Source organism: Actinomyces glycerinitolerans, assembly GCF_900098745.1.
In the GTDB taxonomy this organism is placed as follows: Bacteria; Actinomycetota; Actinomycetes; order Actinomycetales; family Actinomycetaceae; genus Actinomyces; species Actinomyces glycerinitolerans.
In genome coordinates, this window is record NZ_FQTT01000013.1 from 112,795 (window position 1) to 137,678 (window position 24,884).

Genomic DNA, 24,884 nt, shown 5'->3' on the forward strand with positions numbered 1-24,884 from the left:
TCCGGCAGGTTGAGTCTAGCGTTACGTGCACGCCGCCGTGCCGGTTCGGACACGCCAGGGGCGAACACGCGGGTGCATCTCACATGTCGAGCATGTCCTGGGTGAGTACGGATTCCGTGTCCGGGATGCCCAGCTCGTGGGCGCGCTTGTCCGCCATGGCCAGCAGTCGGCGGATGCGTCCGGCCACCGCGTCCTTGGTCAGCGGCGGTTCGGCCATGCGCCCCAGCTCCTCCAGGCTGGCCTGCTTGTTCTGGATGCGCAGCCGTCCGGCCTGTACCAGATGCGCGGGCACGTCCTCCCCCAGGATCTCGAAGGCGCGCTCCACCCGGGCCCCGGAGGTGACGGCGGCGCGCACCGAGCGGCGCAGGTTGGCGTCGTCGAAGTTGGCCAGCCGATTGGCGGTGCCGCGGGTCTCACGGCGCGAGCGACGCTCCACCCAGGTGGCGTTGGCCTCCACGGCCCCCATCTTCTGCAGCAGCACGCTGATCGCCTCGCCGTCGCGAACCACCACCCGGTCGGCGCCGCGAACCTCGCGGGCCTTGGCCACCACGTCGAAGCGGCGGGCGGCACCCACCAGCGCCAGGGCCGCCTCACTGCCGGGGCAGGTGACCTCCAGGGCGGAGGAGCGACCCGGCTCGGTAAGCGAACCACGCGCCAGGAAGGCGCCGCGCCAGGCGGCCGCGGAGGCGTTGCGTCCCCCCTGGACTACCGCGACGGGCATGCCGCGCACGGGACGGCCGTGGGCGTCCACCAGGCCGGTCAGGCGGGCCAGGTCGCGGCCGCGGTCGCTCACACGCAGCACGTAGCGACTGCCGCGGTGCAGGGAGCCGGCCTGAACCACCAGCACCTCCGGTGTCATGCCGTACAGCTCCCGCAGGTCCCGGTGCAGTCGGCGCACGGCCCCGCCGTGGTCCAACTCGGCCTCCACCACGATGCGGCCGGACACCAGGTGCAGTCCGCCGGCGAAGCGCAGCATGGCCGCCACCTCGGCGCGCCGCTGGGCGGCGTTTTCGGTACTTACGCGGGCGAGCTCGTCCTTGACGGTCACCGTCAGCGACATGTGGTGATGCTCCTGGTCCTTGTTTTTGGGCTGTTATGGGCTGGTTGTGGGCTGCCGCGCGGCCGCTTTTCAGGGTCGGCCGGTTGGGTGCAGTCCACTCGGGTACCGGTCAGGCGGCGCGCGGCGGGCCGGTGATGTCCCCCACCGCGCCGTCGAAGGCGTCCCGGAAGACGGCGGCCAGCCGCAACGGGTCATGGTGGCACAGGGCGTCCCCCGTCCGCACCTGCCGCAGCATCAGCACCGCCCCCATGGAGTCGGCCACCGCGCTCAGTTCCGCGACATCCTCCACCACGCTCGGGTCGGCGATGACCACGTCCAGGCGCAGGTCGGGGGCGTATTCGGCCAACACGCGCAGATGGTCGGCGAGCGTCATGTCGTCGGTCTCGCCGCTCTGCGCCGACAGGTTCAGCACCACGGCCTTGCGGGCGCGGGTACCGACCAGGGCGCGGCGCATGGACGGCAGGATCAGGTGCGGAAGCACCGAGGTGTACCAGGAACCCGGCCCCAGGATCACCCAGTCGGCGGCGTCGATGGCGCGGATCGCCTCCGGGTGTGCATCGGCGTCCTCGGGCACCACGCGCACGTTCTCCATGCGGCCGCGGGTGGAGGCGACGGCCACCTGTCCACTGACGCGCTGGCGGTGATCGCCGTCGACGATATCCGCCTCGATCACCAGCGGGGAGGCGCTCATGGGGATGACCCGCCCGTGAATACTCAGCAGCCGGCCCACCCAGTCCAGCCCCTCGACCTCGTCGCCGAGCAGCTGCCACAGGGCCAGGATGAGCAGATTTCCCAGGGCGTGGTTATCCAGCTCGCCCTCACCGGAGAAGCGGTGCTGGAGCACATCCCGCCAGGTCAGCCCCCACTCGGTCTCGTCGGTCAGGGCCGCCAGGGCCATGCGCAGGTCGCCGGGCGGCAGGCAGTTGAACTCGCGGCGCAGGCGGCCCGAGGAGCCGCCGTCGTCGGCGACGGTGACCACGGCGGTGAGCCGCTGGGTGACGTGCCGCAGGGCCCGCAGGGTGGCGGACAGGCCGTGTCCACCGCCCAGGGCGACGACGGCCGGCCCCTCCTCCCCGCGTCGACGCCAGCCGGCCGAGTCGATGGTGGCGCGGGCGCCGGGCACGTCGATGCCGGTTGCACCGTGCCCGGGTTCCCCCGGAGTCTGTCCCATGACGTTCACTCCCTCCCCAGGTCCCGGTGCTGCACGGCGACCTTGAATCCCGCGGCCCGCAGGCCGGCGCCGATCCGCTCGGCGGTCGCAACCGAGCGGTGCTTGCCGCCGGTACAGCCCACCGCGATGGTGACATTCGGTTTGAGCTCGTCCACGTAACGGGGCAGCGCCGGGATCAGCAGGTTCACGTAGCCGTCCACGAAGGCGGCCGCACCATCCTGCTGGAACACGTACTCGGCCACCGGCGCGTCCCGCCCGGTCAGATGCCGCAGTTCCGAAACCCAGTAGGGGTTCGGGATGAAGCGCACGTCCAGGACGTGGTCGGCGTCCATCGGCAGCCCGTACTTGAAGCCGAAGGACATGACCGTCACCCGCAGGCCCAGGTCGGACTCGTGGGCGACCAGTTCCCGGATCCGGCGGGCCAGGTCGTGCACCGAGTAGTCGGAGGTGTTGATGACCTCGTCGGCGGTGCCCTTCAGGCCGGCCAGCAGGGTGCGCTCATGCTCGATGCCGTCCAGGATGGAGCCGGTGCCCTGCAAGGGGTGGGGGCGGCGGGAGGACTCGAAGCGGCGGATGAGCGCGGCATCGGAGGCATCCAGGAAGATCAGGCGTACGTCCACGCCGGCGTCGCGCAACTGCCCCAGGTACTTCATGAAGGAGGCGAAGAACTCGCGGCTGCGCACATCGACGACCGCGGCCAGCCGGTGCACGCCCGCCCCGACCGTTGTCATCATGCCCGCGAGCGCCGGCAGCAGCTGTGGCGGCAGGTTGTCCACCACGTACCAGTCGAGGTCCTCCAGGGCGTTGGCGGCCCGGGAGCGGCCCGCACCGGACATGCCGGTGACGATGATCATCTCCGGCCGTTTGGCCGGCGGCACCGGCGGGGCCGCCTCATCGATGGCTGGGATGCCGCGCGGGACCGTGTCCTTGGCCGGATCGCGGGGGGCGGGTGCGTCCGCCGCTGGGGTGGCGAGGTGGCGCACCGGCTTGCGCGGGGGGAGGCCCGGCGGCGGCGGGGCGGCGGGGGCGGGTCCGGCGACGGGTACTGACGGGGGGATCCGGTCGGGGCCGGCATCCGGCGCCGGCGGGCGGCCGGGGTCGGTTCGGTCCTGTGCGTCCATGCCCCCAGCATGGCACAACCGGCTGTGCCGGGCTCGCGTAGTTTCGGTAGCGTGGCCGTAGCAGTCGGCACGCGGCTGCCGTGCCGCCCGGGCGCGAAGGCGCACCGCGCACAATCGACTTGGAGGCGACCGTGACCGCATCCCCATCCCCCTCCCCCGCCGCCATGGGCATCGGCACCCCGGGAACGCCCTCGGCCACGAAGGTGGCGCTGCTCGGCTCTGGAGAACTCGGCAAGGAGGTGGCGATCGCGCTGATGCGCCTGGGCGTGGAGGTCACCGCGATCGACCGCTACGCGGGCGCCCCCGCCCAGCAGGTCGCCCAGCACGCCCTGACCGTGGACATGTCCGACCCGGGGGCGCTGACCGCGGCGATCGCGGCGTCCGGGGCACGGATCGTGGTGCCGGAGATCGAGGCGCTGGCCACCGACGCCCTGGTGGCGTTGGAGGAGGCCGGCGCGGTGCGGGTGGTGCCGACCGCGCGTGCCGCGCGCCTGACCATGGACCGGGAGGGGATCCGCCGCCTGGCCGCGGAGACGCTCGGCCTGCCCACCAGCCCCTATGCCTTCGCCTCCTCTTCGGCCGAGCTGGCCATCGCCGCCGAGCGCATCGGCTACCCGTGCATCGTCAAGCCGGTCATGTCCTCCTCCGGGCATGGCCAGTCCGTGCTGCGCGGACCCGACGACGTGGCGGCCGCCTGGCGGCTCGCGGCCGCGGAGGGCCGGGTGGACCGGGGCCGGGTGATCGTGGAGGGCTTTGTGAACTTCGATGCGGAGATCACGCTGCTGACGGTCCGCTCCCGCGACCCGCGCACCGGCCAGACCGTCACCTCGTTCTGCGACCCGGTCGGGCACCGACAGGTCGAGGGCGACTACGTGGAGTCCTGGCAGCCGCACCCGCTTCCAGAGGCGGCGCTGCGCCGCGCGCAGGAGGTGGCCGCGGCGGTGACCGGCGCGCTGGGCGGCTGGGGCCTGTTCGGGGTGGAGCTGTTCGTCTGCGGCCAGGAGGTGCTCTTCTCGGAGGTCTCCCCCCGCCCACACGACACCGGCATGGTGACCCTGGCGAGCCAGCGCCTGAGCGAGTTCGAGCTGCACGCCCGCGCCCTGCTGGGTCTGCCGGTGGACACCGCCCTGCGCTCGCCCGGCGCCTCCGCCGTGGTTAAGTCGCCCGTCGAGTCCGGGACCGGCGCCGGGGTCACCTACCGGGGCGTCGCCGAGGCGCTGGCGGTGCCGGGCAGCGACGTGCGCCTGTTCGGCAAGCCCGACGCGCACCCGGGACGCCGCATGGGCGTGGCCGTGGCGGCGGCCGACGACGTCGACTCGGCCCGCCGCCGGGCGCGGGAGGCGGCCGGAGCCATCACCGTGACGCGCCCCGAGGGCTAGTCATCGAGGCGGTCAGCGAGCTCGGCGCCGGCGCCTGGGCGGGGTGACCCGCGCCTCGCCGCCGCCGTAGCGCACGCCCTCCTCCGCCTTGACGGCGGCCACCAGCACGAAGCTGAGGGTGACCAGCAGTGCCCAGCTGCCGAGCTTGCCCACGTGCACCAGGTGCCACCCGGCCTGCTGATCGGGGTAGCGCCAGGCGTTGAGGAACGTGCCGATGTTCTCCGCCAGCCACAGGAAGACCCCGATGAGCACGAACGACACCGCGGTCGGCATGCGGTAGCGGTCGCCGCCCACGGTGAAGTGCGCCGCGGAGCCCCACAGGGCCAGGATGAAGGCGATCGGGAAGGCGCAGCAGGCCAGTTGGATGGCGGTGAACTGGACCAGGCGCAGCGGCAGCAGCCGCAGCCGGCTCAGCGGGGCGCGTTCTTCGGGCATCGGCACAGACTACCCAGTGCCCGGTGCGCCCGCCGCGAGCCGGCTGCGGCCGCCGGTTACCGCGTAGCCGGTCAGGCCTTCAGGCTGGCGCCATTCGAGGCGATCACGTCCCGGTACCAGCCGAAGGACTGCTTGCGATAGCGCTCCAGGGTGCCGGTGCCGTCGTCGTTGCGGTCCACGTAGATGAAGCCGTAGCGCTTGGACATCTGGGCGGTGGAGGCGGAGACGCAGTCGATGCAGCCCCAGGAGGTGTAGCCGATGACCTGCACGCCGTCGGCGATGGCCTCACGCACCTGCACCAGGTGGTCGTTCATGTAGTCGATGCGGTAGTCGTCCGCGACGGTCGGGGTCCCGTCGGGGCCGGTTACCAGCTCGTCGCGGGCACCCAGGCCGTTCTCCACGATGAACAGTGGCTTGCCCCAGCGGTCCCAGTAGTCGTTCAGGATGGTGCGCAGGCCACGCGGGTCGATGGCCCAGCCCCACTGGGAGACCTCCAGGGTGGGGTTGACGACGCCGCCCATGAGGTTGCCGCCGCTGGCCTCACGCTCCTGGGTGGCGGTCTCGCAGGAGGACATGTAGTAGGAGAAGGAGACGAAGTCGACCGTGTGCTCCGCCAGGGTGCGGCGGTCGGCCTCGGTGATGTCCAGTTCAATGCCCTTGTCCCGCAGCTTGCGCAGGAAGTAGCCGGGGTAGGTGCCGCGCACGTGCACGTCGCCGAAGGTGTAGTTGTCGCGTTCGGCCTGCTTGGCGGCCCACACGTCCCGCGGGTCCGGGGTGAGCGGGTAGAAGGGGATCGCCAGGATCATGCAGCCGACCTTCAAGTCGGGGTTGACCTCGTGGGCGATGCGGGTGGCGGAGGCGGAGGCGACCAGCTCGTGGTGGATCGCCTGGTAGAGGTCCCGCTCGCTCAGCTCCTCCTTGGGCGTGTTGATGCCACCGGACATGAAGGGCTCGTGGAGCACGGAGTTGATCTCGTTGAAGGTCAGCCAGTACTTGACCCGCTTGCCGTAGCGTTCGAACAGGGTGCGGGCGTAGCGCTCGAAGAAGCCGATCATGCGCCGGTCGGCCCAGCCGTTGTAGGTCTTGGTCAGGTGCAGCGGGGTCTCGTAGTGGCTGATGGTCACCAGCGGCTCGATGCCGTACTTCTCCAGCTCGTCCAGGACCCGGTCGTAGAAGGCCAGGCCGGCCTCGTTGGGTTCGGTCTCATCGCCCTTGGGGAAGATGCGGGACCAGGCGATGGAGAAGCGGAAGACCTTGAAGCCCATCTCGGCCAGGAGGGCGATGTCCTCCTTGTAGCGGTGGTAGAAGTCGATGCCCACCAGCTTGAGGTTGTCCGGCGTGGGCGCCTCGGTGCGGGGGCCGACGATGCCCTGGGGCATGACGTCCTGGACGCTCAGGCCCTTGCCGTCGGCGTCGTAGGCGCCCTCGTACTGGTTGGCGGCCAGCGCGCCGCCCCACAGGAAGTCGTCGGGGAAGGTGGTTGGTGTCGGCATGGCTGGGTTCTCCTTCATGGGTGCGTTAACGGGTCGGTCTGCTGGTATTCAGGTTCGGAATCGATTCTGCCCGTCCCGCGCCGGCACCGGATGCGCCGGCGCGGGACGGGGGATGGGGATCAGTGGTCGATCTCGACGACGACGTCGTCGGCCTCCACGTCGGCGTCGGCCACCGGGACCACGCCCGCCAGGCTAGCCGTGTTGGTGACCACCAGGATGGTGGTGGGGTCGTATCCGCCCTCGCGCACGACCTCCAGGTCGACCTCGGCCAGTTCCTGGCCGCGGGCCACCCGCTGCCCCACGGTGACCTTCGGCGAGAAGCCCCTGCCTTCGAGCTGGACCGTGTCCAGGCCGACGTGTACCAGCAGCTCCACGCCGTCGTCGGTCTTGATGCCGTAGGCGTGTCCGGAGTCCATGACGGTCACCAGGGTCCCGGCAGCGGGTGCCGTGACCACGATCCGCCCGGAGCCGTTGGGGCGCACGGCGACACCGCCGCCCAGCGCGCCGGAGGAGAAGACCGGGTCGGAGACCTTCTCCAGTGGCATGGCCCGGCCCGCCACCGGGGCGCCCAGGGTGGTGGTGGGCTCAGCGGAGGCCTCCACGTCCTCTGTGGTGTCCTCGTCGGAGTCGGAGTCGGCGGCCGCGTCGGCCTCATTGAATCCGAGCACGAGCGTGAGCACGAAGCCGATGACCACGGCCACGGCAATGCCGATGAAGGTGACCACCACGTTGCCGTACTGAAGTAGGGCGGGCATGGCGATCAGGGAGGGGAAGACGAAGGCGGAGGAGGCTCCGCCGCCGATGGCGATGATGGCGCCGCCCACGGCGCCACCGATGCAGCCGGCGATGAAGGGACGCTTCAGCGGCAGGTTCACGCCGTAGATGCCGGGCTCGGTGATGCCGGCGAGGAAGGCCGACAGCGCGGCCGGCCCGGCCACCTGGCGCATCTGCGCCGAGCGGGTGCGGATCATGACGGCGAGCACGGCGGCGGCCTGCGCCAGGACGGCGGCGAACAGCGGGGCGGTCATAACCGAGTAGCCGGGGTTGTCGTAGTCGGCCAGCATGATGGGCACGAAGCCCCAGTGGATGCCGAACATGACGAACACCTGCCAGAAGGCGCCCATAATCGCCCCCGCGGCCCAGGGCGCAATCCGGAACAGGGACTGGATGCCGCCGGAGATGCCGTTGGACAGCGCGGTCGTGACCGGGCCGATCGTCATGAGCACCAGCGGCACCATGATGGCGAGCACCAGCAGCGGCACCATGAAGTTGCGGATGGTGCTGGGCAGCACGCGCTTGAGCCAGCGTTCGAGGTAGCCCTGAATCCAGGTGGAGAAGATGATCGGCAGCAGGGACGAGCTGTAGGAGGCCATCACCACAGGGATGCCGATGAAGGTCACCGAGTCCGCATCTGCCAGGGCGACGATGTCGGGGTAGACGAGGGCACCGGCGATGGCGACCGCCGTGATCTCGTTGGCCTTAAAGCGGCGTGCCGCAGAGATCGCCAGCACGACCGGCAGGAAGTAGAAGACTGAGTCGCCGGCCGCGTTCAGGATCGTGTAGGTGGTGCCTTCTTCTGACATCCAGCCCAGGGTGGTCAGCAGCGCCAGCAACGCCTTGATCAGGCCGGCACCCGCCAGGGTCCACAGCACCGGGTGGATCAGCGCGGAGATGAGCTTGATGAACCGGTCGAAGAGGTTTCCCTCCTCGGCGGGCTGCTCGGTGCCCGAGTCGGCCGCCCCCAGCGAGGTGATGCGCCCCAGCTCCTCATACAGCATCGGCACGTCGTTGCCGATGACCACCTGGTACTGGCCGCCGGCCTGCACGACGGTGACGACGCCGGGCAGCTGCTTGATCTGTGCCGTCGCCGCCTTGGACTCGTCGGCCAGGACCAGGCGCAGGCGTGTGGCGCAGTGGGTTATGGAGCGGACGTTGCCCTCACCTCCGACCTTCTCCAGCAGTTGCGGCGCCAGCGCCGCGTAGTCGACCTTGGCCATGCTGATCCTCCTCGATCCTGGTGCCCGCAAGCGGCAGGAAAACAAAAAAGACCCGAGGCGACCGCGCAGTACTCTGCGAGTCGTCTCAGGTCTTGCCCCTTGCGGGTAACAATCCTGGGCCCCTTCTGGGGGGCTCAGGGAACAGCTTAGAAGGTACCGGGGGTGCAGCGGCATAGCCTCCGAGGGTGCCCTTAGTCACACCACCTATTCGGGTTGTAGGGGTGCCCGGTCGATGCCGGCCTCCAGCCGGGCCACGTGCATGGTCAGATAGGCGGTCTCATCGTCCTGCACCGTGATTCCCAGACGCATCTCCAACAGTTCCTTCACCCGCACCGCCACCCGGTAGGCCCGCGGATAGCGCAGCCGCAGGGACTCGGCGATCGCAGTTCCCGTACCGTCTGCCACCTGCTCGTCGGTGCGGGCACGCACCAGGAAGTAGCGCAAGTGCACCGCGAAGCGGGCGGCGTCGATGGAGTCGGCGCGGAAGTCGCGGCCGTAGGCGGCCTTGAGCACATCCATGACCTGGCCGATCAGCTTCGACTGGCGCGTCGCCTCCTGGGTTGAGGGGGCGCCCACGGCGGCGGCGAACAAGTGCAGGGCCAGGGCGACGGCCTCCCCATCGGGCAGTTGCACCTCCTGGGCGCGGTTGAGCTCGGCGACCATGCGCTCCGCCAGCCGCAGCTCCTCCGGGTGCAGGTGGGCGGCCTCGGCGCGCAGCGGATAGTCCATGACGATGCCCGCGGCCGCCCGCTCCATGGCCTGATTGACGTGATCGACGACCGCCACGACCGTGGAGGAGGGCACGGTGGTGCCCAGCTCCCGGGCGGCCGCACGGAAGGTGCGCTCGATCAGGGCGATGCGCTCCAGCGGGATCGCGGCCATCACCTCGCCGACGCTCTCGGCGTTCTGCGCCAGCACGTAGCGGCGCGCCACCCGGGAGGCGTCGACCTCCTGGCCCGGTTTGTGCTGGAAGCCGAGGCCGCGGCCGGTCAGGATCGTCTCGCGTCCCAGCTCGTCACGCGCCAGGATCACGTTGTTGTTGAACACCCGCAGGATCTCCACCCGTGGGATTGTGTCACCGATCCGATGACGCCGCAGCGGGGTCCGTCTCCGCCTCCGTCCCGGTAGCCGCCCCGGCCTGTGCCCCGGCGAGGTGTTGCTGAATGGTGGCGGCCAGGGTCGGGCCAATGCCCTTGATGGCGGCGATCTGTTCGGCGGATGCCGCCCGGATGCGCTTGACGGAGCCGAATTCCTTCAGCAGTGCCGCCTGCCGGGCGGGGCCGAGGCCGGGGACGGTGTCGAGCACGGAGCGGGTCATGCCCGCCGAACGCTTCTTACGGTGGTGGGTGATCGCGAAGCGGTGGGACTCGTCGCGCAGGTACTGCAGCAGGTACAGGGCCGGCGAGGTGCGCGGCAGCACGATCGGGAACTCCTCCCCCGGCACCCACACCTCCTCCAGGCGCTTGGCCAGGCCCACCAGCGGCACGTCCACACCGAGTTCGTCGAGGACCGCCCGGGCGGCATTGACCTGCGGCAGGCCGCCGTCGACGACGACGAGCCCGGGCGTGTAGGAGAAGCGGCGGGGACGGCCGGTGTCGGGGTCGACGGGACCGGAAACGGGCACTGCGGTGTCGCCGGCCCCGGCAGCCGCCGCGCCGCCGGCGGCGCCCGCGGGCTTGCCACCGGGGGCGTCCGCCACGACGTCGTCGGCCGTCTCCTCCACGTACTCCCCGCCGACGTCGGCGGGGACGGAGCCGGATACCGGGCCGGGGCTGTTCTGCTCGGCCAGCAGCCGCTTGAAGCGACGGGTGAGTACCTCGTGCATGGCGGCGGTGTCGTCGGCGGTGCCGGTGCCGTCCTCGCCGCGGATGATGAAGCGCCGGTAATCGGATTTCTTGGGGGCGCCGTCCTCGAAGACCACCATGGAGCCGACCTGGTAGGTGCCCTGCGTGTGGGAGATGTCGTAGCACTCCACCCGCAGCGGTGCCTCGGGCAGGTCCAGGGCCTCGGCCAGCTCCTCCAGCGCCTGGGAGCGCTGGGTGAGGTCGCCGGCGCGGCGGGTCTTGTGCTGGCGCAGCGCCTCCTCGGCGTTCTTGCGCACGTTGTCCATGAGGGCGGCCTTGTCGCCGCGCAGGGGCACGCGCAGTTCCACCCGGGCGCCGCGCAGACCGGTCAGCCACTCGCGCACGGCCTCGGCGTCGGACGGCAGGGCGGGCACCAGGATCTCCCGCGGGACGGCGGTGGTGGCGGTGTGGGTGACGTCGTCGACGCTGGTGGCGCCGCGCTCGCGGCGTCCGGTGCGATTGCCGTTCTCGGGGGCGGTGCGCTCCAGCGGGGCGGCGGGGGCACGACCGCCGACACCGAGGGAGGTGGTCGGCCCGGAGCGGGCGGGCGCGCCGACGGCGGTGCCCGCGGGGGCCGCGGCGTCGGCCGGGTCGAGCAGATCGGAGTAGACCTGCTGGAGGAGCCGCTCGATGAGTTCGGCGTCGGTGGCGTCCTCGACCAGGTCGATCACCCAGCCGCGCTGGCCGCGCACCCGCCCGCCGCGCACGTGGAAGACCTGGACGGCGGCGGTGAGCTCGTCCCGGGCCAGCGCGAAAACGTCCACGTCGGTGGCCTCCGGCAGCACCACCGCGTTCTGCTCGATGACCTTGCGCAGAGCCTCGGCGTCGTCACGCAGGCGGGCCGCCTTCTCGAAGTCGAGCGCCTGGGCGGCGGCCCGCATCTGTGCCTCGACCTCGCGCAGGTAGGGGCCGGTGCGCCCGGCCATGAAGGCGCAGAAGTCCTCGGCCAGGGCCCGGTGGTCGGCGGGGCCGATGCGGCCCACGCAGGGGGCGGAGCACTTGTCGATGTAGCCCAGCAGGCAGGGGCGCCCGGAGGCGTGCGCGCGCTTGAACACGCCGGCCGAGCAGGAGCGGATGGGAAACACGCGCAGCAGTTGATCGAGGGTCTCGCGGATGGACCACACCTGCACGAAGGGCCCGAAGTAGCGCACACCTGGACGCCGGGCGCCGCGGACGATCTGCGCGCGGGGGAAGGTCTCCTGCATGGTGACCGCCAGGTACGGGTAGGACTTGTCATCCTTGTACTTGACGTTGAAACGCGGGTTGAACTCCTTGATCCAGGAGTACTCCAGGGCGAGGGACTCGACCTCGGTGGAAACCACCGTCCACTCCACCGCGCAGGCGGTGGTGACCATCTTCTGGGTGCGCGGGTGCAGTGCACTCAGATCCTGGAAGTAGTTGCTCAACCGCTGGCGCAGGTTCTTGGCCTTGCCGACGTAGATGACGCGTCCCTCGGCGTCCAGGAACCGATACACGCCCGGCGAGGTCGGGATATCGCCGGGGGCAGGACGGTATGTCGACGGGTCGGCCATGGCAGGAGATTATGCGCCCGCGTCGCCACCCGCCATCGCGGCCAGGACACCGCCGCAGGCGGCCGTCCCGATTCCCGCCGCAAGCACGCCCCACCCCGGGCCGAGCGAGCCCAGCAGGGCGCCGAGGCCGCTCCCCAGGGGCGCGCCCGCAAACACGATGGAGCGGTACAGGGTGGTGATGCCGTGCAGTCCCGGGCCGCGCGCGGAGCGAAGCAGCGCGCTGGAGGTGCCCGAGTTCCAGCCTCCCAGCCCGATTCCATACAGCCCGGTACAGACGAGCAGCAGCGGAACGAGACGCGTCGTGGACATCGCGATCATCGCCATGCCGCTGAGCGCGCCGGCGAAGGCGGCGATCCGCCAACTGGGTACACGTGCGACGATCGCCAGGTACGCGGCATTGGCCAGCACCACGCCGACCGAGACGATGGAGGAATTCGCGCCGTAAACCTGCGGCGGCATCTGCACAATCTTCAACAGGTACAGCGGAATCACCGCGGAGTAGCAGCCGGCGAACACGTTCGAGAGAAAACCACTGATACTGAGCGCCAACGCCAGGCGATTAGCACGCAACAGCCTCCAGGAGGACTCCACTTCCCGCACGTCGGTCCGTTCCGGGCGCCTCACGCCCGCGATACGCAATGCACATGCGAGCGCGACGACCGCGAAGACGATCGCGGCGAACAGTGGCGATACCCGGGACCAGGCGAACAGCGTGCCGGCCAGCGCCGGCCCCGCGATCCCGCCGAGGCTTTGGCCGGTGGACAGTACGCCGTTGGTCCGCTCAATCGCGGCGGCTCTGGAGCTTTCAACAATCAGGATATTTACCGCGTTGTCGACGAACGGACGGGCGATTCCAAAGCCCGTTGAGAATGCCCAGTACACCCAGGTGGCCCGCGCTCCCACCGCCACCGGGATGAGCGCCGCGTACAGGCCGATGTTCGTGAAGATGCCGCACAGTGCAGCGCCTCTAGCACCGTAGCGGTCCGCGACCCGGGCAACCGCGGGCCCCATCAGCACCGTGGGGAGTACCGCCCCGGCTCCGATCAGCGCCGTCGTGATCGCGTTTCCTCCCGCGGATACCGCCAGCAGCATCAACGCTGTTGCACGCAGGCTGAACTCCAGGCGCGAGATGGTGCCCAGCGCGACGACCGGCACGGCCTGTCTGCTTATGGCGGGGGCAGATGCTTGAGATTCGGGCGGCACGGCGGGAACCCTATCGCCGTATCAACCGACCTCGGCGGTTATTTCGACCGGTCTCGGTGAGTCCTGGCCGGCGGCAGGGACGTCACCTATGCTGTGAGCGCCGCCTCAACCGCGGCAGGCCTCCACCCACGCGTCAAGGCAGCCCAGGAGTTTTCGTGTCTGTTCCGCCACCCCCGGCCCGGCCTCCGGATCTGCGCCTGGTGGCGGTGGATATGGACGGCACCTTCCTGCGCACCGGCTCCACTTACGACCGGGGCCGCTTCGCACCGCTGCGCCGCCGGATGCGCGAGGCCGGCGTGCGCTTCGTGGTCGCCTCCGGCAATCAGGAGGCGCAGCTGCTCGGCTTCTTCCCGGCCGCGGAGGGCCCGGCTCCCGACGGCGTGGTCTCCGACAACGGGGCGATCGTCCTGGCCGACGGCGTCCGGCTGTTGGAGACGCACGTGCCCATGGACGCGCTGGCGCGGGTGCTGGCGGTGCTCGACGGTGACGCCGGGCTGACCTTCATCGCCTCCGGCCCGGACGGCGCCTACCTGCGCGAGTCGGAGACGCCCGAGATGCGGGAGCTGCTGACCTTCTACCACCCCCGGTACCAGTACGTCGCCCGCACCGCCGACATTAACGGTCACCGCGTATCCAAGATCGCGCTGGTGGACGAGCACGGCTTCACGCAGGCGTTCCTGGACCGGTTGTCCGAGGCGCTGGACGGCGCGATGGTGCCGGTGGTCTCGGGACACGACAGCGTGGACCTGATCGTGCCCGGGCAGCACAAGGCCTCGGGGCTGGGCGTGCTGCTGGACCACTGGGGCCTGGTGCCGGGGCAGGTGGCGGCCTTCGGAGACTCCGGGAACGATGCGGAGATGCTGGCTCGCGCGGGCTACGGGATTGCGATGGCCAACGCCTCCGCCGCCGCCCGCGACGCCGCCGACTTCATGGCGCCCGCCAATGATGACGACGGCGTGCTGCAAGTACTGGAGGGCTGGTTCCCGGCGGACTGAACACGGGAAGAGCGAAGGCGATGGTGGGCGATACTGGGATCGAACCAGTGACCTCTTCCGTGTCAGGGAAGCGCGCTCCCGCTGCGCCAATCGCCCGAGGTGGGTACCGGATTCGAACCGGTGTAAACGGCTTTGCAGGCCGGTGCCTAACCTCTCGGCCAACCCACCAATGAGAGGCTGGGAGGACCCCCGCTCCTCGGAGCGGATGACGGGACTCGAACCCGCGACCCTCACCTTGGCAAGGTGATGCTCTACCAACTGAGCCACATCCGCATGTTCAACGCCTTGGGGCCCATGCGTTCCCCTGAGCGCTGCTGAACCATACCATCCAGCCGGGGCCGGGTGGCAAATGCACGGGCGGTGATCCACCTCACCGGTCCTCCGTTTGCCGCGGGGGCCTCGGTCCCGCTAGTGTCTGCACCGCACCGGGCGATTGGCTCAGGGGTTAGAGCGCCTCGTTCACACCGAGGAGGTCACTGGTTCGATTCCAGTATCGCCCACCGGAAGCATGCATGTGAGGCCCCGGACCAAGCGGTCCGGGGCCTCACTCGTGTGCAGGCTCAGGAGCTGCGGGTTATCGGCTCGAGCGCGTGCGGTTCGGGGGCGTAGTGAGTTCGTCGGCGCGAATGTGTTGCTCGAGACCGGTGTTGTGGCCTCTGCCGGCTGGTTCGTTCGGCCTGGCCTTTGTGCGGGTGGCAGTGTCCGGCGCCGGGGCCGGGACGGCTTTGCACGACCCGGGCGACACTGCACGACCCTGGTGCACATTCCACGACCCCGGGGTGGTCGTGCAACACACACCAAGGTCGTGGAACGCGGCCCGAGGTCGTGCAAAACGCAGGACCATTCAGGCAGTCCAAGTAGACGCAGGCAGTCCACACGAGTTTGCGTCATAGTCACGAGTCTTGGAGCTTTACAGGTGCAGGGCGCATGCGAAGCTCCAAGACTCGTGTATTTGCGATGGAAACGTGTGTGAAGCACGTACCGGGCCCACGTGTGCCCGGGGGGCGCCCCTAAGCCGCCGTCGGGCAGCTCAGCCCAGCCGGGCGCCGTCGGCGATCACCCCGGGTGCCCCCGTCTCGGTCACGGTCGCGTCCCCGGTGGCGACGACGTCGGCCCCGAAGGTCCAGTCGCCCCGCACCGTCAGGCTGCGTGCGTCGCGGATGGAGGGGACCCCGTGCGGGAAGCGCGCCTCGAAGTCGGCGATCCGCTTGTAGTAGCGCGGATCCAGGTCGACCACGCAGGCCTGCTCGGGCACCTGCTGCAGCAGCCCGTCGGCATCCACCGCATACACGTCCGAACGGACCAGCAGCAGGTCATTGGTGGTCTTGACCGGCAGGAAGCGGCTGCGCGGCACCTCCACGGCGGTGGCGCCGTCGAAGGCCTCCACGGCGGCGCCCATGGCGGTTTCCAGCTGGATGACCGGCGTCGACTCGGGGTCGGCGGGGTCGACCGTCTTGGCGTTGCGGATCAGCGGCAGCCCCAGAATGCCGTTTCGCTCGGTCAGCGTGTCCCGCAGCACCTCCAGGTCGAACCAGAGGTTATTGGTGTGGAAGAAGGGGTGGCGGAACTGGTCGGTGAAGTAGTGCATCTCCTCGGGCGGGGTCTGCGCGGTGTCGCGCAGGATGATGCGGCCGTCCGCCTTGCGCACCGCCAGGTGGCCGCCCTTGACGTCGGCGGGGGTGCGCCTGCACAGCTCGGGGGCGTAGGGGGCGCCGGAGGCGGCGAACCAGCCGGCGATGCGGGCGCTCGGGGCCGCGCCCAGGTTGTCCGAGTTGGAGGTCATCGCGTACTTGTAGCCGCGTTCCAGCAGTGCGTCCAGCACGCCGGAGGCCACCAGGGCGGTGTAGATGTCGCCGTGGCCGGGCGGGCACCACTCCAGGCTCGGGTCCGCCTCCCACTGCACCGGGGTGAGGTCGTCGGCGCGCAACTTGGGCTCCCGGTTCTGCAGGAAGTCCAGCGGGATCCCCTCCACCTCGATGCCCGGGTGGGCGGCGAGGGCCGCCAGCGTGTCCTCGCGGGTGCGGAAGGAGTCCATGAAGATCAGTGGCAGGGTGACGTCATAGCGGGCACGGGCGGTCATCACCTGATCCACCAGCAGGTCCAGGAAGCTCTTGCCGTCGCGCACCGGCAGCAGCGACTTGGCCCGGTCCATGCCCATGGAGGTGCCGAGCCCCCCGTTGAGCTTGATCAGGACGGTCTTGCTCAGTGCCTCGCGGGCCGCGGCGTCGTCGACCTCGACGTCGTCGATCGAGTCGATCTGCGTAAGCGGCTCGATGGTGTCCTCGGGGACGAGCCCGGTGGCTCCCTCCTCAAGGGCGCGGTAGTAGTGGCTGAAAACGTCGATGGCCTGCTCGGCGACGCCGGCGTCGCGCATCTTTGCCTGGGCAGCGGCCAATCCGGTGGTGCTCATGGGAAAAGGCTATCCCACCGCGCCCAAGTCTCCGTATCAAAGTGGCCGCTCGCGCTTGTAGGGGTGGTCGGCCGCCAGGCGAAGGCTGTACGTGGGGAAGGAGAGGCAACGGGACGTTCTCACCGGACAAAGGACCTCCTCGGGCCAATGAGGACGTTGCCGGAACTGCGTCGGGGGTGGACGGTTCGTGTGTTCCAGTGACGGTTCGTCAGGTAGCAGCAACGATTCGGCATGAACCGCGACGGTTCGTACCCCTACCCCACGAACCGTCGCAAGAAGTGCCGAATCGTCGACCGCAACGTACGAACCGTCAGGCCAACACACAAACCGTCGCGCCTGATCCACCGCCCATCAGCCCACCGCGTCCAAGTCTCCGTATCAAAGTCGTGACAACGCCGCGACCTTGCCGGATCCTTGAATCATGGATTCCCAAGAGCGCGCACGATTCCATGAGGTGATCGCGCGTCTGGACGCCCTGGAGCGTGAGGTCGGACGGTTGGAGGGACAAGTCGCCCGGCTGTCCTCCGGGCCCGCCACCACGCTGCCCTCCGGACCCGCCACCCGGCAGCCCGCCCGGGACATGCCCACTACCGCCTACGCTCCCGATCCGTATGCACCCCCACAGCAGCAGCCACCGCAGCCGTTGTGGGCGCCGCAGCCGACGCCGCCGCGCTCCCCCGACGCCGGAGCCCCGCCCGCCACCCAATTGCCTCCGGCGCGGGAGGGTAACTTGGGCGCCTATCTGCTGTCCGGCGCGGCGGCGCTGCTGGTGCTGCTGGCCGCGGTGAGCCTCATTGCGCTGGTTTGGGAGCAGATTCCCGACGGCTGGAAGGTCGGCGGGCTCGGACTGTTGTCCCTCGCCATGGTCTCCGCGGGCACCACGCTGGCGGAGAATCGGCCCCGCCTGCGGGTGGCGGCGGCCACCGTAACCGGTACGGGTGGGGCGTTGGGCTTCGTAACCATCATTGGCGCGGTCCTGCTCGTGCACCTACAAACCCCCGTGGCCATGGCGCTGATGGCCGCCTGGGGGTTCGTGCTCCTACTGGTGTCCTGGACCGCCGGGCAATTCTTCACCGCCGTGATTTCCGCCCTTGGCGCCCTGGTCGCGGTTGATTTCGCGTGGGTGCAGGCCAATGCGCATCCGGGCCGGGCGGCGTTGGTGTGGATGCTCGTGAACGGCTACTTGATCGCCCTCGCGGCGGTGTCCGCGCTGCTGGCGCACTTTGCGCGGCGGATGCGCCATGCCGTCTGGCTGCCCACCACCTCCATGGTGGTCACGGCGACGGCGCTGGTGATCGGGCCGACCGTTCTTCTGCGCGGTGGGTCCCCGACCGGGGTCGCCCTGCTGTGTCTACCGGCCGTCGTGCTGCTGGTTCAGGCGCATCACTCCGGGCGGCTGCTGTCACGCACGGTCGGGCGCGCCGCGGCCGCTTGGGAATGGGGCGCCGTGGGTGTCGCAATGGTGCTGGCCGTGCTGCACCTGGGACTGGATCCGGCGGCCCCGCCGGCGGCCCGTGCCCTGACCGGCGTGGTGCTCCTGGTGGCTGCGGTCGCCTCCACCGCGGCGCTGCTTCCCGACGGCGGTACGGCTGCCTGGCCGCGGAACGTGGCCGGGGTGAACCTTGGGGTGATGGTGGGCATCGGTGCCGCCGTCTTCGCCGTGGAGCCCCGCCTGCTCCTGCCTGCGGTGCTGGCGGTGGGGCTGGCCGGCGCCCCGGTGGTCCGCGTCGGGCAAGCCGCGCCGATCCCGATACTGCCACTGGCGGGTCTGCCGGCGTTCGCGCTCGCCACCCGAGCACATTCAGACAGGGACGCCGTCGGACTCGCACTCGTCGCGGTGGCCACCGCCGCCGGCCTGAGCCTGCTGCTGGAGAGCCGACTAACCCCGGCCCGGAGCCCCGGGCGCGCGCAACAGGCACGCGTCGACCTGCTGACCGCGGCCGTCTGGCTGATCGGCGCGGACCTGGTGGTGGTGCTGCCCGCGCTGGTCGCGCGGCTGGTCCCGGGCGGCTCCGCAGCCCCGCTGGTGGGTGGTGTGTGCGCCCTGGCGCTGACGGGCCTGGGGCTGTTCACCCGTGGATGCACTCCACTCGCGCTCGCCTCGGGGACCCACGCCGGCGCCATCGAGGGCGCAAATGGGCCGCGCACGCCGCGAATTCCCGCGACTCCGGTCATCGGCTGGGTGGGGTTCGCGCTGCTGTGCCTGCAGGCGCTCGTCATCCTGGCGCGCGCGGATTCCGCGGGCGACCGGCTGGTGGCGGCACCGCTGGTGGTGCTGGGCCTGGTGCTCGCGGTGGCGGCGGCCCGCCTGTTGCTGCCCTGGCTGCGGCGCGCGGGCGCCGGCACGGCCACCGCCATCTCGCTCAGCGTGGCGCTGTGGTGGTCGGTAATGGTCCTCACCGGTGCGTCGGCGACCTCGTTGCTGGTCACCGGTGTGGTGCTGGCGACCGGCGCAGTGGGCATTGTGCTCGGCTTCCGGGCGCGGGCGGTCGCACTGCGCCACTACGGGCTGACACTGGTGATGCTGGTGGTGGTCAAGCTCGCGGTGCTGGACCTGGCGGACGGGAACTCGCTCACCCAGATCCTGGCACTGCTGGTGGCCGGGCTGGCGTGTTTCTGCCTGTCTTTGGCATACAACCGCTTCGCGCGCGAGCAGGCCCGATATGCTGCCGGGACGGGCCCGGCGCCGGCCGACGATCATCGGGTGCCGCCCTACGCCTGATGGACCTGCGTGACCGACGTACCCGACGAGCCGGACATGTCCGGCTCGATCACAATCCGGGCCGAGGGAAGTACTCCCCGTCGCGACGGCGTGACTTTGGCCCGCCAGGACCGGATCCTTGAGACATGGATACGGTCAGCAGTGAGCAGCTCGAAGAGATCATCGGGCGCCTGACAACCCTCGAACGCAAACTCGACTGGGTGGCCAAACGGATCTCCCGTGACGGGTACCCCCTCGATTCTGCGGCGCGTCCGCAGCCGCGCCCCGCGCCGGTCGCCTCCCCACCCGCCCGGCCGATAACTACGCGGACGTCGTCCTCCTCACCGGCCGCGGCTCCCGCGGTGCAACAGCCCCGGACCCCGGCCCTGGCCACATACCCGCCGTCCAAGCCCGTTCTGAAGGCGCCCTCCACCCCATCGCAGAAGGCCCCGACGGCAGTGGCCCCCAGCGGCGCCACGAGCGCCGCCGACAGCGACCCGTTCGCCATGCGGCCCATGCGGGAGAAGCGCAACGAGGGCAATATCGGCAGATACGTCCTGTCCGGGGCGGCCGCGTTCCTGATCGTGTCCGCCGCCGTGAGCCTCATAGCCCTGGTCTGGGACCAGATTCCCGACGTCGTGAAGGTAACGGCGCTGGGCGTCGTCGCCGTCTCCCTGGTCGCCGCGGGCACGGTCGTCAACCAGAAGCGGGAGCGGCTGCAGGTGGCGGCCGCCACCCTCACGGGCACGGGCGGTGCGCTCGGCTTCGTCGCCGTCATCGGTGCCGCCCTGATCGCCGGACTAAGCCCGGTCGCCGCCCTGGGACTGATGGTGGCCTGGGCCTTCGTGCTGCTGCTGGTGTCCTGCGTCACCGCGCAGTTCTTCACCGCCGTCATCTCCATGCTGGGGGCGCTGGTGACCGTCGGCTTCACCACCTGGCAGGTGGCAACGCACCCGGAACAGGCGGTCCTGGCCTGGACCCTGATCGATATCTACACCGTCACCCTGGCCGTGGTGGCGGCGATACTGCCGCGCTTCACGCCGCGCATGCGCCTGGCGCCCTGGCTGCCGACCACCTCCATGGTGGTCACCGGCACCGTGCTGCTGGCCGGCCCCTCCCGGCTGCTGGTGGCTCAGCCGCTCACCGGCATCGTGCTGCTCGCAGCGCCCTGCGCGGTGCTCCTGGCGCAAGCGCATCACTCCACGCGTCTGCTGGCCGGAGCCGGAGCAAGGGAGGCCGCCGGATACGAGTGGGCGGTCACCGGCATCATCCAGGCGCTGGCGTTGCTAATCCTCGCGTCCGCTAACGACGTGACGTCGTCCACGCGCAATGGCATGGCCATGTCCTTCCTGGTCCTGGTCTGCCTGGCCACCGCCGCCCTGCTCCCGCAGCGAGCCACCTCCCCGTGGCTGCGCGTCGTCGCGGCCGTGAACCTGGGTACGGTGGTCTGCGTCGCGGCGGCCGTCTTCGCTTTGAATATCGCGCTGCTACCGCCTGCGGTGGCAGCGGTGGCACTGGCCGCCGTTCCCGTGGTACGTGTCGGTTACAGCGCCCCCGTGCTGGTGCTCCCGCTGTTCAGCACAGCCGCGCTGCTGGCAGTGTTCTCCCCCGATCGCAGCACCGTGATGCTGGCCATTCTGGCCGTACTCATCGGCGTGCTTCCGACCGCTCCTCTGGAGGCGCTGCTGGCTCCGCCCCCGCATTCCGAGGAGCACGCGAACCGGCCCTCGTGGCTGTCCGCGGGGATGTGGGTCGCGGCCGGTCAGTTGGTGCTGATCATCCCCCGGCTGCTGGACCGGCTGGTTCCCGCCGGCGGTCTCGGCGGGGCCGGCCGGATCGCGGCGCCGCTACTGGCGGGTGCCCTGGCGCTGGCGTTGGCCGGCATGGGCGCGTTCACGCCCCAATGCAGCCCGCGCATGCTCGTCTCGGGTCGGCGCGCAGGACAGCTGGCGGGCGCAACCGACCTGCGCAGCCCGCTCGTGCCCACACCACCGGCTCTGGCGTGGCTGGGCGAGGCACTGTTGACGGCGCTGGCCGTCGCGGTGCTGGTACGCGCCGACTCCCTGGGCTCTCCGCTGCTGGCGGCGCCGTTGGTTGCCCTGGCGCTGGCCCTCGTGGTGGTCGGCGGGCGAATGCTGCTGCCCTGGCTGCGGCACTCCGCAATGTCACTCACCGTGACACTGACCATTGCGCTCTCGCAGAGCCTCGCCCTGTGGTGGTCGGTGATGATCCTCACCGGCGCATCCGCAGCTTCTCTGCTGATCACCGGTGTGGTGCTGGCGACCGGTGCCGCCTGCATCGTCATCGGATTCCGGCTGCGCGCCACCACACTGCGCCACTACGGGCTCACCCTGGTACTGCTGGTGGTGTTCAAGCTGGCCGTGGTGGATCTGGCCGGACAAAACTCGCTGTCGCGGATCCTGGCGCTCATGGTCGCCGGCGTCGTGTGCTTCGGGCTGTCGCTCGCATACAACCATTTCGCGCAGGAGCAGGAGCAGGCGGAGCACGGCGCGATCGGAGCCGACTCCGCCGGCGGCATCAGTCCAGCAGGTCGCGGTGGATCGTCGTATCCCCGGTGAGCTCGGGGTGGAAGGAGACGCCGATGATCCGCTGCTCCCCCTCCCCCTGCTCGACGCCGACGATCGCCGGCTCGGCCCCATAGCGGCCGCCGCCCTGCCAGGTTGAGCAGACGCGCACGCCGCCGCCCACCCGGGTCACGCGCGGTGCACGGATGAAGGCGGCCACGACGCTCCCGTGCTTCCAGGGCAGGCGGGCGGTGGCGGAGTCCGCCTGAGGGCCGAAGGCGTTGCGCTCGACGTCGACGTCCAGCACCCCCAGCGTCGCCAGGAGGATCAGGCCCGCACAGGTGCCGAGCGTCGGCACCCTGCGGGCGGCATCCCTGATGCCCTTGGTCAGGTCGAAGGCGGTCAGCAGCCGGTGCAGCGTCGTCGACTCCCCGCCTGGCAGCACGAGCGCCTCAATGCCCTCCAGGTCGCCGAGCCGGCGTACCGGCCGGGGACGGTGGCCGAGCGCCTCGATCATGCGGGCGTGCTCGGCCACCCCTCCCTGAAGCGCCAGGACGCCGACGACGCGCCCGCTCACCAGCCGCGCTCCGCCAGCCGGTGCGGCGCGGGCAGGTCGGCCACGTTGATGCCCACCATCGCCTCGCCCAGCCCCCGGGACACCTCCGCGATCACGGCCGGGTCGTCGTAGGCGGCGGTGGCCCGGACGATCGCGGCCGCGCGGGCGGCGGGGTCGCCGGACTTGAATATGCCGGATCCGACGAAGACGCCGTCGGCACCCAACTGCATCATCATGGCGGCGTCAGCGGGGGTGGCGATCCCGCCGGCGGTGAACAGCACCACCGGCAGGTCCCCGCTGCGGGCTACCTCGGCCACCAGGTCGTAGGGAGCAGCCAGCTCCTTGGCGGCAACGTAGAGCTCGTCCTCACGCAGGCCGCGCAGGCGGGCGATCTCCTCCTTGATGGTGCGGATGTGACGGGTCGCCTCGGACACGTCCCCGGTGCCGGCTTCACCCTTGGAGCGGATCATGGCGGCGCCCTCGGCGATGCGCCGCAGGGCCTCGCCCAGGTTCGTGGCGCCGCAGACGAAGGGCACGGTGAAGCGCTGCTTGTCGATGTGGTGGGCGTAGTCCGCCGGCGACAGGACCTCGGACTCGTCGATGTAGTCCACGCCCAGGTGCTGTAGGACCTGTGCCTCGACGAAGTGGCCGATGCGGGCCTTGGCCATCACGGGGATGGAGACGGCGTCGATGATGGCGGCGATCAGGTCGGGGTCGGACATGCGGGCCACGCCGCCCTGGGCGCGGATATCGGCGGGGACGCGCTCAAGTGCCATGACGGCGACGGCGCCGGCGTCCTCGGCGATGCGCGCCTGCTCCGGGGTAACCACATCCATGATCACGCCGCCCTTGAGCATGTCGGCCAGGCCCCGTTTGACCAGGGGCGAGCCGGTGCCCGCGGGAATGGCAGCGGAATCGGGGACGGCGGGAGTTTCGCGTGTGCTCATGGCGCCATGCTCGCGACACCGGTGGGCCATTGTCCGGTCCACAACGGGGACAATTCTTTGGACCACCGGCTAGTCTGTGTCGGAGATGGCAGCGGTTTGCGCAGCCGACGTGCTCGGTTCAACAGGTATGGGAGGCGGTCGGGTGATCATCGACCACGGGCGGCCACTCCCCCAGCAGGTCGTGGTGGACATCCGCGGCCGCGTGGCGCGCGGCGAGCTCGCACCCGGGGACCCGCTCCCCGCCACCCGACTGCTCGCACGGGAGCTCGGCATATCGCGTGGGAGCGTAGTGACCGCCTACGAGCAGCTCGTGGCCGAGGGCTTTCTCACCGCCACGCACGGCGGCACCCGCGTCAACCCGGAGCTGCCCCGGCCGTTGCCGCAACGGCGTGCACGCCCCGCCGGCGCGCCGGCGGACTTTCAACCCACCGAGCTGAGGCCGGGCGCACCGGTCACCGGGGTCCTCACCACCGGCCTGTGGCGCTCCGCCTGGCGGGCCGCCGCCGCGGATCCGCGACCGCACCCCGCCTCCGGCTCCGCCGAGCTGCGCGAGCTCCTGGCCACCCATATTCGGCGCGCCCGCCAGGTCGACGTCGATCCGGAACGCATTCTGGTGACGGCGGGGGCGCGCGATGGCCTGCGGCTGGCCCTGGGCGCGCTGGGCGGCCGCGGGGGCGTCTCAGGCACGGGGACGCTGGCGGTCGAGGAGCCCGGCTACCCCTCACTCACCGGCATTCCCCGGGCGCTGGGCTGGCGCACGGTCCCGGTCGACACCGCCGCCTTCCGGGAGGCTCCCACATCGCCGGCACTTCCCGCCGGGGCGCAGGCGGTGCTGGTCACGCCGAATCACCAGTTCCCGTGGGGCGAGCGCATGCCCGCCGGGCAGCGCCTGTCCCTGTTGGGGGCGGCGCGCCGGGCGGAGGCGATGATCATTGAGGATGACTACGACGCCGAGCTGCGCAGCGCGCCCACGCCCCTGCTGTCCCTGGACCCCGGCGAGCGGGTCATCATGCTCGGCTCCTTTGCGAAGACCCTGAGTCCCGCCGTCGGCCTGGGCTACCTGGTGGCGCCCGCGCCGCTGCTGGAGCGGATGCGCCCGCTGTGCGTGCCCGTGTCCGGGATCGTGCAGGACGCGATGACCCGCTTCCTGGCCCAGGACGGCCTGCGCCGGCACGTGGCCCGGGCGCGTCGGATCGAGCGGCAGCGGCGGGCGCTGTTCACGGAGGTGTTCCCGGAGGGCGTGCCCATGGAGGGTGGGCTCCACGCCGTCGTCCTGCTGGCGCCGCAGGCGGATGAGGCGGGCGCCGTGGCCGCGTGTCACCGCGCGGGTTTGGGAGTCGCCGGAATGTCCGCGTACTGGGCCTCCCCGGGAGCGGCGGCCGGCCCGGGCGTGGTGCTCGGCCTGGGCGCGCGCACGCCCGAGCGCCTGCGGGAACTGCTGGTGCGCCTGCGGGAGGCGCTCACCCCCTACGGCCCTAGGCCCCGGCCGGAGCGCGCCGCCCGGGACTAGCGGAG

General features: G+C 70.8%; 17 protein-coding genes and 4 tRNA genes. 6 read left to right on the forward strand and 15 right to left on the reverse strand.

Annotated elements, in window-relative coordinates:
* Positions 1 to 79 precede the first annotated feature (79 nt).
* The 3 genes from whiA to rapZ all read right to left on the reverse strand — a co-directional run bounded on the left by whiA (position 80) and on the right by rapZ (position 3,352).
* The gene (whiA, locus tag ACGLYG10_RS12130) at positions 80 to 1,060 is read right to left on the reverse strand and encodes a DNA-binding protein WhiA (RefSeq protein WP_073332394.1); all 981 of its coding nucleotides are present in this window, start codon (positions 1,058 to 1,060) and stop codon (positions 80 to 82) included.
* Between the two features lie 109 nt (positions 1,061 to 1,169).
* The gene (locus tag ACGLYG10_RS12135; protein WP_083565893.1) at positions 1,170 to 2,231 is read right to left on the reverse strand and encodes a gluconeogenesis factor YvcK family protein; all 1,062 of its coding nucleotides are present in this window, start codon (positions 2,229 to 2,231) and stop codon (positions 1,170 to 1,172) included.
* Positions 2,232 to 2,236: 5 nt separating this feature from the next.
* A complete protein-coding gene (gene rapZ, locus ACGLYG10_RS12140) occupies positions 2,237 to 3,352 on the reverse strand; it encodes an RNase adapter RapZ (RefSeq protein ID WP_083565894.1) in 1,116 nt (371 codons plus the stop codon).
* A gap of 164 nt (positions 3,353 to 3,516) precedes the next feature.
* On the opposite strand from rapZ, the gene purT reads away from it, so the two are divergent.
* Positions 3,517 to 4,731, forward strand: coding sequence for a formate-dependent phosphoribosylglycinamide formyltransferase (gene purT / locus ACGLYG10_RS12145; protein WP_083565910.1), 1,215 nt, complete (start codon positions 3,517 to 3,519; stop codon positions 4,729 to 4,731).
* 12 nt (positions 4,732 to 4,743) lie between these two features.
* On the opposite strand, the gene ACGLYG10_RS12150 is transcribed toward purT, so the two are convergent.
* The 6 genes from ACGLYG10_RS12150 to ACGLYG10_RS12175 all read right to left on the reverse strand — a co-directional run bounded on the left by ACGLYG10_RS12150 (position 4,744) and on the right by ACGLYG10_RS12175 (position 13,187).
* Positions 4,744 to 5,166 (reverse strand): DUF817 family protein, encoded by a 423-nt coding sequence (locus ACGLYG10_RS12150; RefSeq protein WP_083565895.1) that lies wholly within the window; start codon positions 5,164 to 5,166, stop codon positions 4,744 to 4,746.
* Positions 5,167 to 5,237: 71 nt separating this feature from the next.
* Positions 5,238 to 6,659: a glycoside hydrolase family 1 protein gene (locus tag ACGLYG10_RS12155; RefSeq protein WP_073332397.1), complete on the reverse strand. Its 1,422-nt coding sequence runs from the start codon at positions 6,657 to 6,659 to the stop codon at positions 5,238 to 5,240.
* Positions 6,660 to 6,778: 119 nt separating this feature from the next.
* Positions 6,779 to 8,656 carry a beta-glucoside-specific PTS transporter subunit IIABC gene (locus ACGLYG10_RS12160; protein WP_073332399.1) on the reverse strand — a complete coding sequence of 626 codons (1,878 nt, stop codon included), beginning with the start codon at positions 8,654 to 8,656 and terminating at the stop codon, positions 6,779 to 6,781.
* A gap of 204 nt (positions 8,657 to 8,860) precedes the next feature.
* A complete protein-coding gene (locus ACGLYG10_RS12165) occupies positions 8,861 to 9,718 on the reverse strand; it encodes a PRD domain-containing protein (RefSeq protein WP_073332402.1) in 858 nt (285 codons plus the stop codon).
* Positions 9,719 to 9,731: 13 nt separating this feature from the next.
* Positions 9,732 to 12,032: an excinuclease ABC subunit UvrC gene (uvrC, locus tag ACGLYG10_RS12170; protein ID WP_073332405.1), complete on the reverse strand. Its 2,301-nt coding sequence runs from the start codon at positions 12,030 to 12,032 to the stop codon at positions 9,732 to 9,734.
* Positions 12,033 to 12,041: 9 nt separating this feature from the next.
* Entirely contained in the window at positions 12,042 to 13,187 is a 1,146-nt protein-coding gene (locus ACGLYG10_RS12175; RefSeq protein WP_073332407.1) for an MFS transporter, read from the reverse strand.
* Positions 13,188 to 13,390: 203 nt separating this feature from the next.
* Here ACGLYG10_RS12175 and ACGLYG10_RS12180 point away from each other — a divergent pair, with 203 nt between their 5' ends.
* Entirely contained in the window at positions 13,391 to 14,230 is an 840-nt protein-coding gene (locus ACGLYG10_RS12180; RefSeq protein WP_170866513.1) for an HAD hydrolase family protein, read from the forward strand.
* A gap of 21 nt (positions 14,231 to 14,251) precedes the next feature.
* Here ACGLYG10_RS12180 and ACGLYG10_RS12185 read toward each other — a convergent pair.
* The 3 genes from ACGLYG10_RS12185 to ACGLYG10_RS12195 all read right to left on the reverse strand — a co-directional run bounded on the left by ACGLYG10_RS12185 (position 14,252) and on the right by ACGLYG10_RS12195 (position 14,503).
* Positions 14,252 to 14,326, reverse strand: a tRNA-Val gene (locus tag ACGLYG10_RS12185).
* A 1-nt stretch (position 14,327) separates the two neighbouring features.
* Positions 14,328 to 14,398: transfer RNA gene (locus tag ACGLYG10_RS12190), tRNA-Cys, on the reverse strand.
* Between the two features lie 32 nt (positions 14,399 to 14,430).
* Positions 14,431 to 14,503 (reverse strand) — tRNA-Gly (locus tag ACGLYG10_RS12195).
* A gap of 154 nt (positions 14,504 to 14,657) precedes the next feature.
* Here ACGLYG10_RS12195 and ACGLYG10_RS12200 point away from each other — a divergent pair.
* A tRNA-Val gene (locus ACGLYG10_RS12200) sits at positions 14,658 to 14,730 on the forward strand.
* Between the two features lie 530 nt (positions 14,731 to 15,260).
* On the opposite strand, the gene ACGLYG10_RS12205 is transcribed toward ACGLYG10_RS12200, so the two are convergent.
* Positions 15,261 to 16,640 carry a UTP--glucose-1-phosphate uridylyltransferase gene (locus tag ACGLYG10_RS12205; protein ID WP_073332413.1) on the reverse strand — a complete coding sequence of 460 codons (1,380 nt, stop codon included), beginning with the start codon at positions 16,638 to 16,640 and terminating at the stop codon, positions 15,261 to 15,263.
* A gap of 421 nt (positions 16,641 to 17,061) precedes the next feature.
* Here ACGLYG10_RS12205 and ACGLYG10_RS12210 point away from each other — a divergent pair, with 421 nt between their 5' ends.
* Both ACGLYG10_RS12210 and ACGLYG10_RS12215 read left to right on the forward strand, forming a co-directional pair.
* Positions 17,062 to 19,362 (forward strand): DUF2339 domain-containing protein, encoded by a 2,301-nt coding sequence (locus ACGLYG10_RS12210; protein ID WP_139240977.1) that lies wholly within the window; start codon positions 17,062 to 17,064, stop codon positions 19,360 to 19,362.
* 125 nt (positions 19,363 to 19,487) lie between these two features.
* Positions 19,488 to 21,920 (forward strand): DUF2339 domain-containing protein, encoded by a 2,433-nt coding sequence (locus ACGLYG10_RS12215; RefSeq protein ID WP_073332418.1) that lies wholly within the window; start codon positions 19,488 to 19,490, stop codon positions 21,918 to 21,920.
* Here ACGLYG10_RS12215 and pdxT read toward each other — a convergent pair.
* Together pdxT and pdxS are read right to left on the reverse strand one after the other, a co-directional pair.
* Positions 21,880 to 22,443: a pyridoxal 5'-phosphate synthase glutaminase subunit PdxT gene (pdxT, locus tag ACGLYG10_RS12220; protein ID WP_073332420.1), complete on the reverse strand. Its 564-nt coding sequence runs from the start codon at positions 22,441 to 22,443 to the stop codon at positions 21,880 to 21,882. The genes ACGLYG10_RS12215 and pdxT overlap by 41 nt on opposite strands.
* Positions 22,440 to 23,369, reverse strand: coding sequence for a pyridoxal 5'-phosphate synthase lyase subunit PdxS (gene pdxS, locus ACGLYG10_RS12225; protein ID WP_073332423.1), 930 nt, complete (start codon positions 23,367 to 23,369; stop codon positions 22,440 to 22,442). The genes pdxT and pdxS overlap by 4 nt, the downstream gene beginning before the upstream one ends.
* 85 nt (positions 23,370 to 23,454) lie before the next feature.
* Between pdxS and ACGLYG10_RS12230 the strand changes: the two genes are divergently transcribed.
* Positions 23,455 to 24,879, forward strand: coding sequence for a MocR-like pyridoxine biosynthesis transcription factor PdxR (locus ACGLYG10_RS12230; RefSeq protein ID WP_244542676.1), 1,425 nt, complete (start codon positions 23,455 to 23,457; stop codon positions 24,877 to 24,879).
* Positions 24,880 to 24,884: the final 5 nt, after the last annotated feature.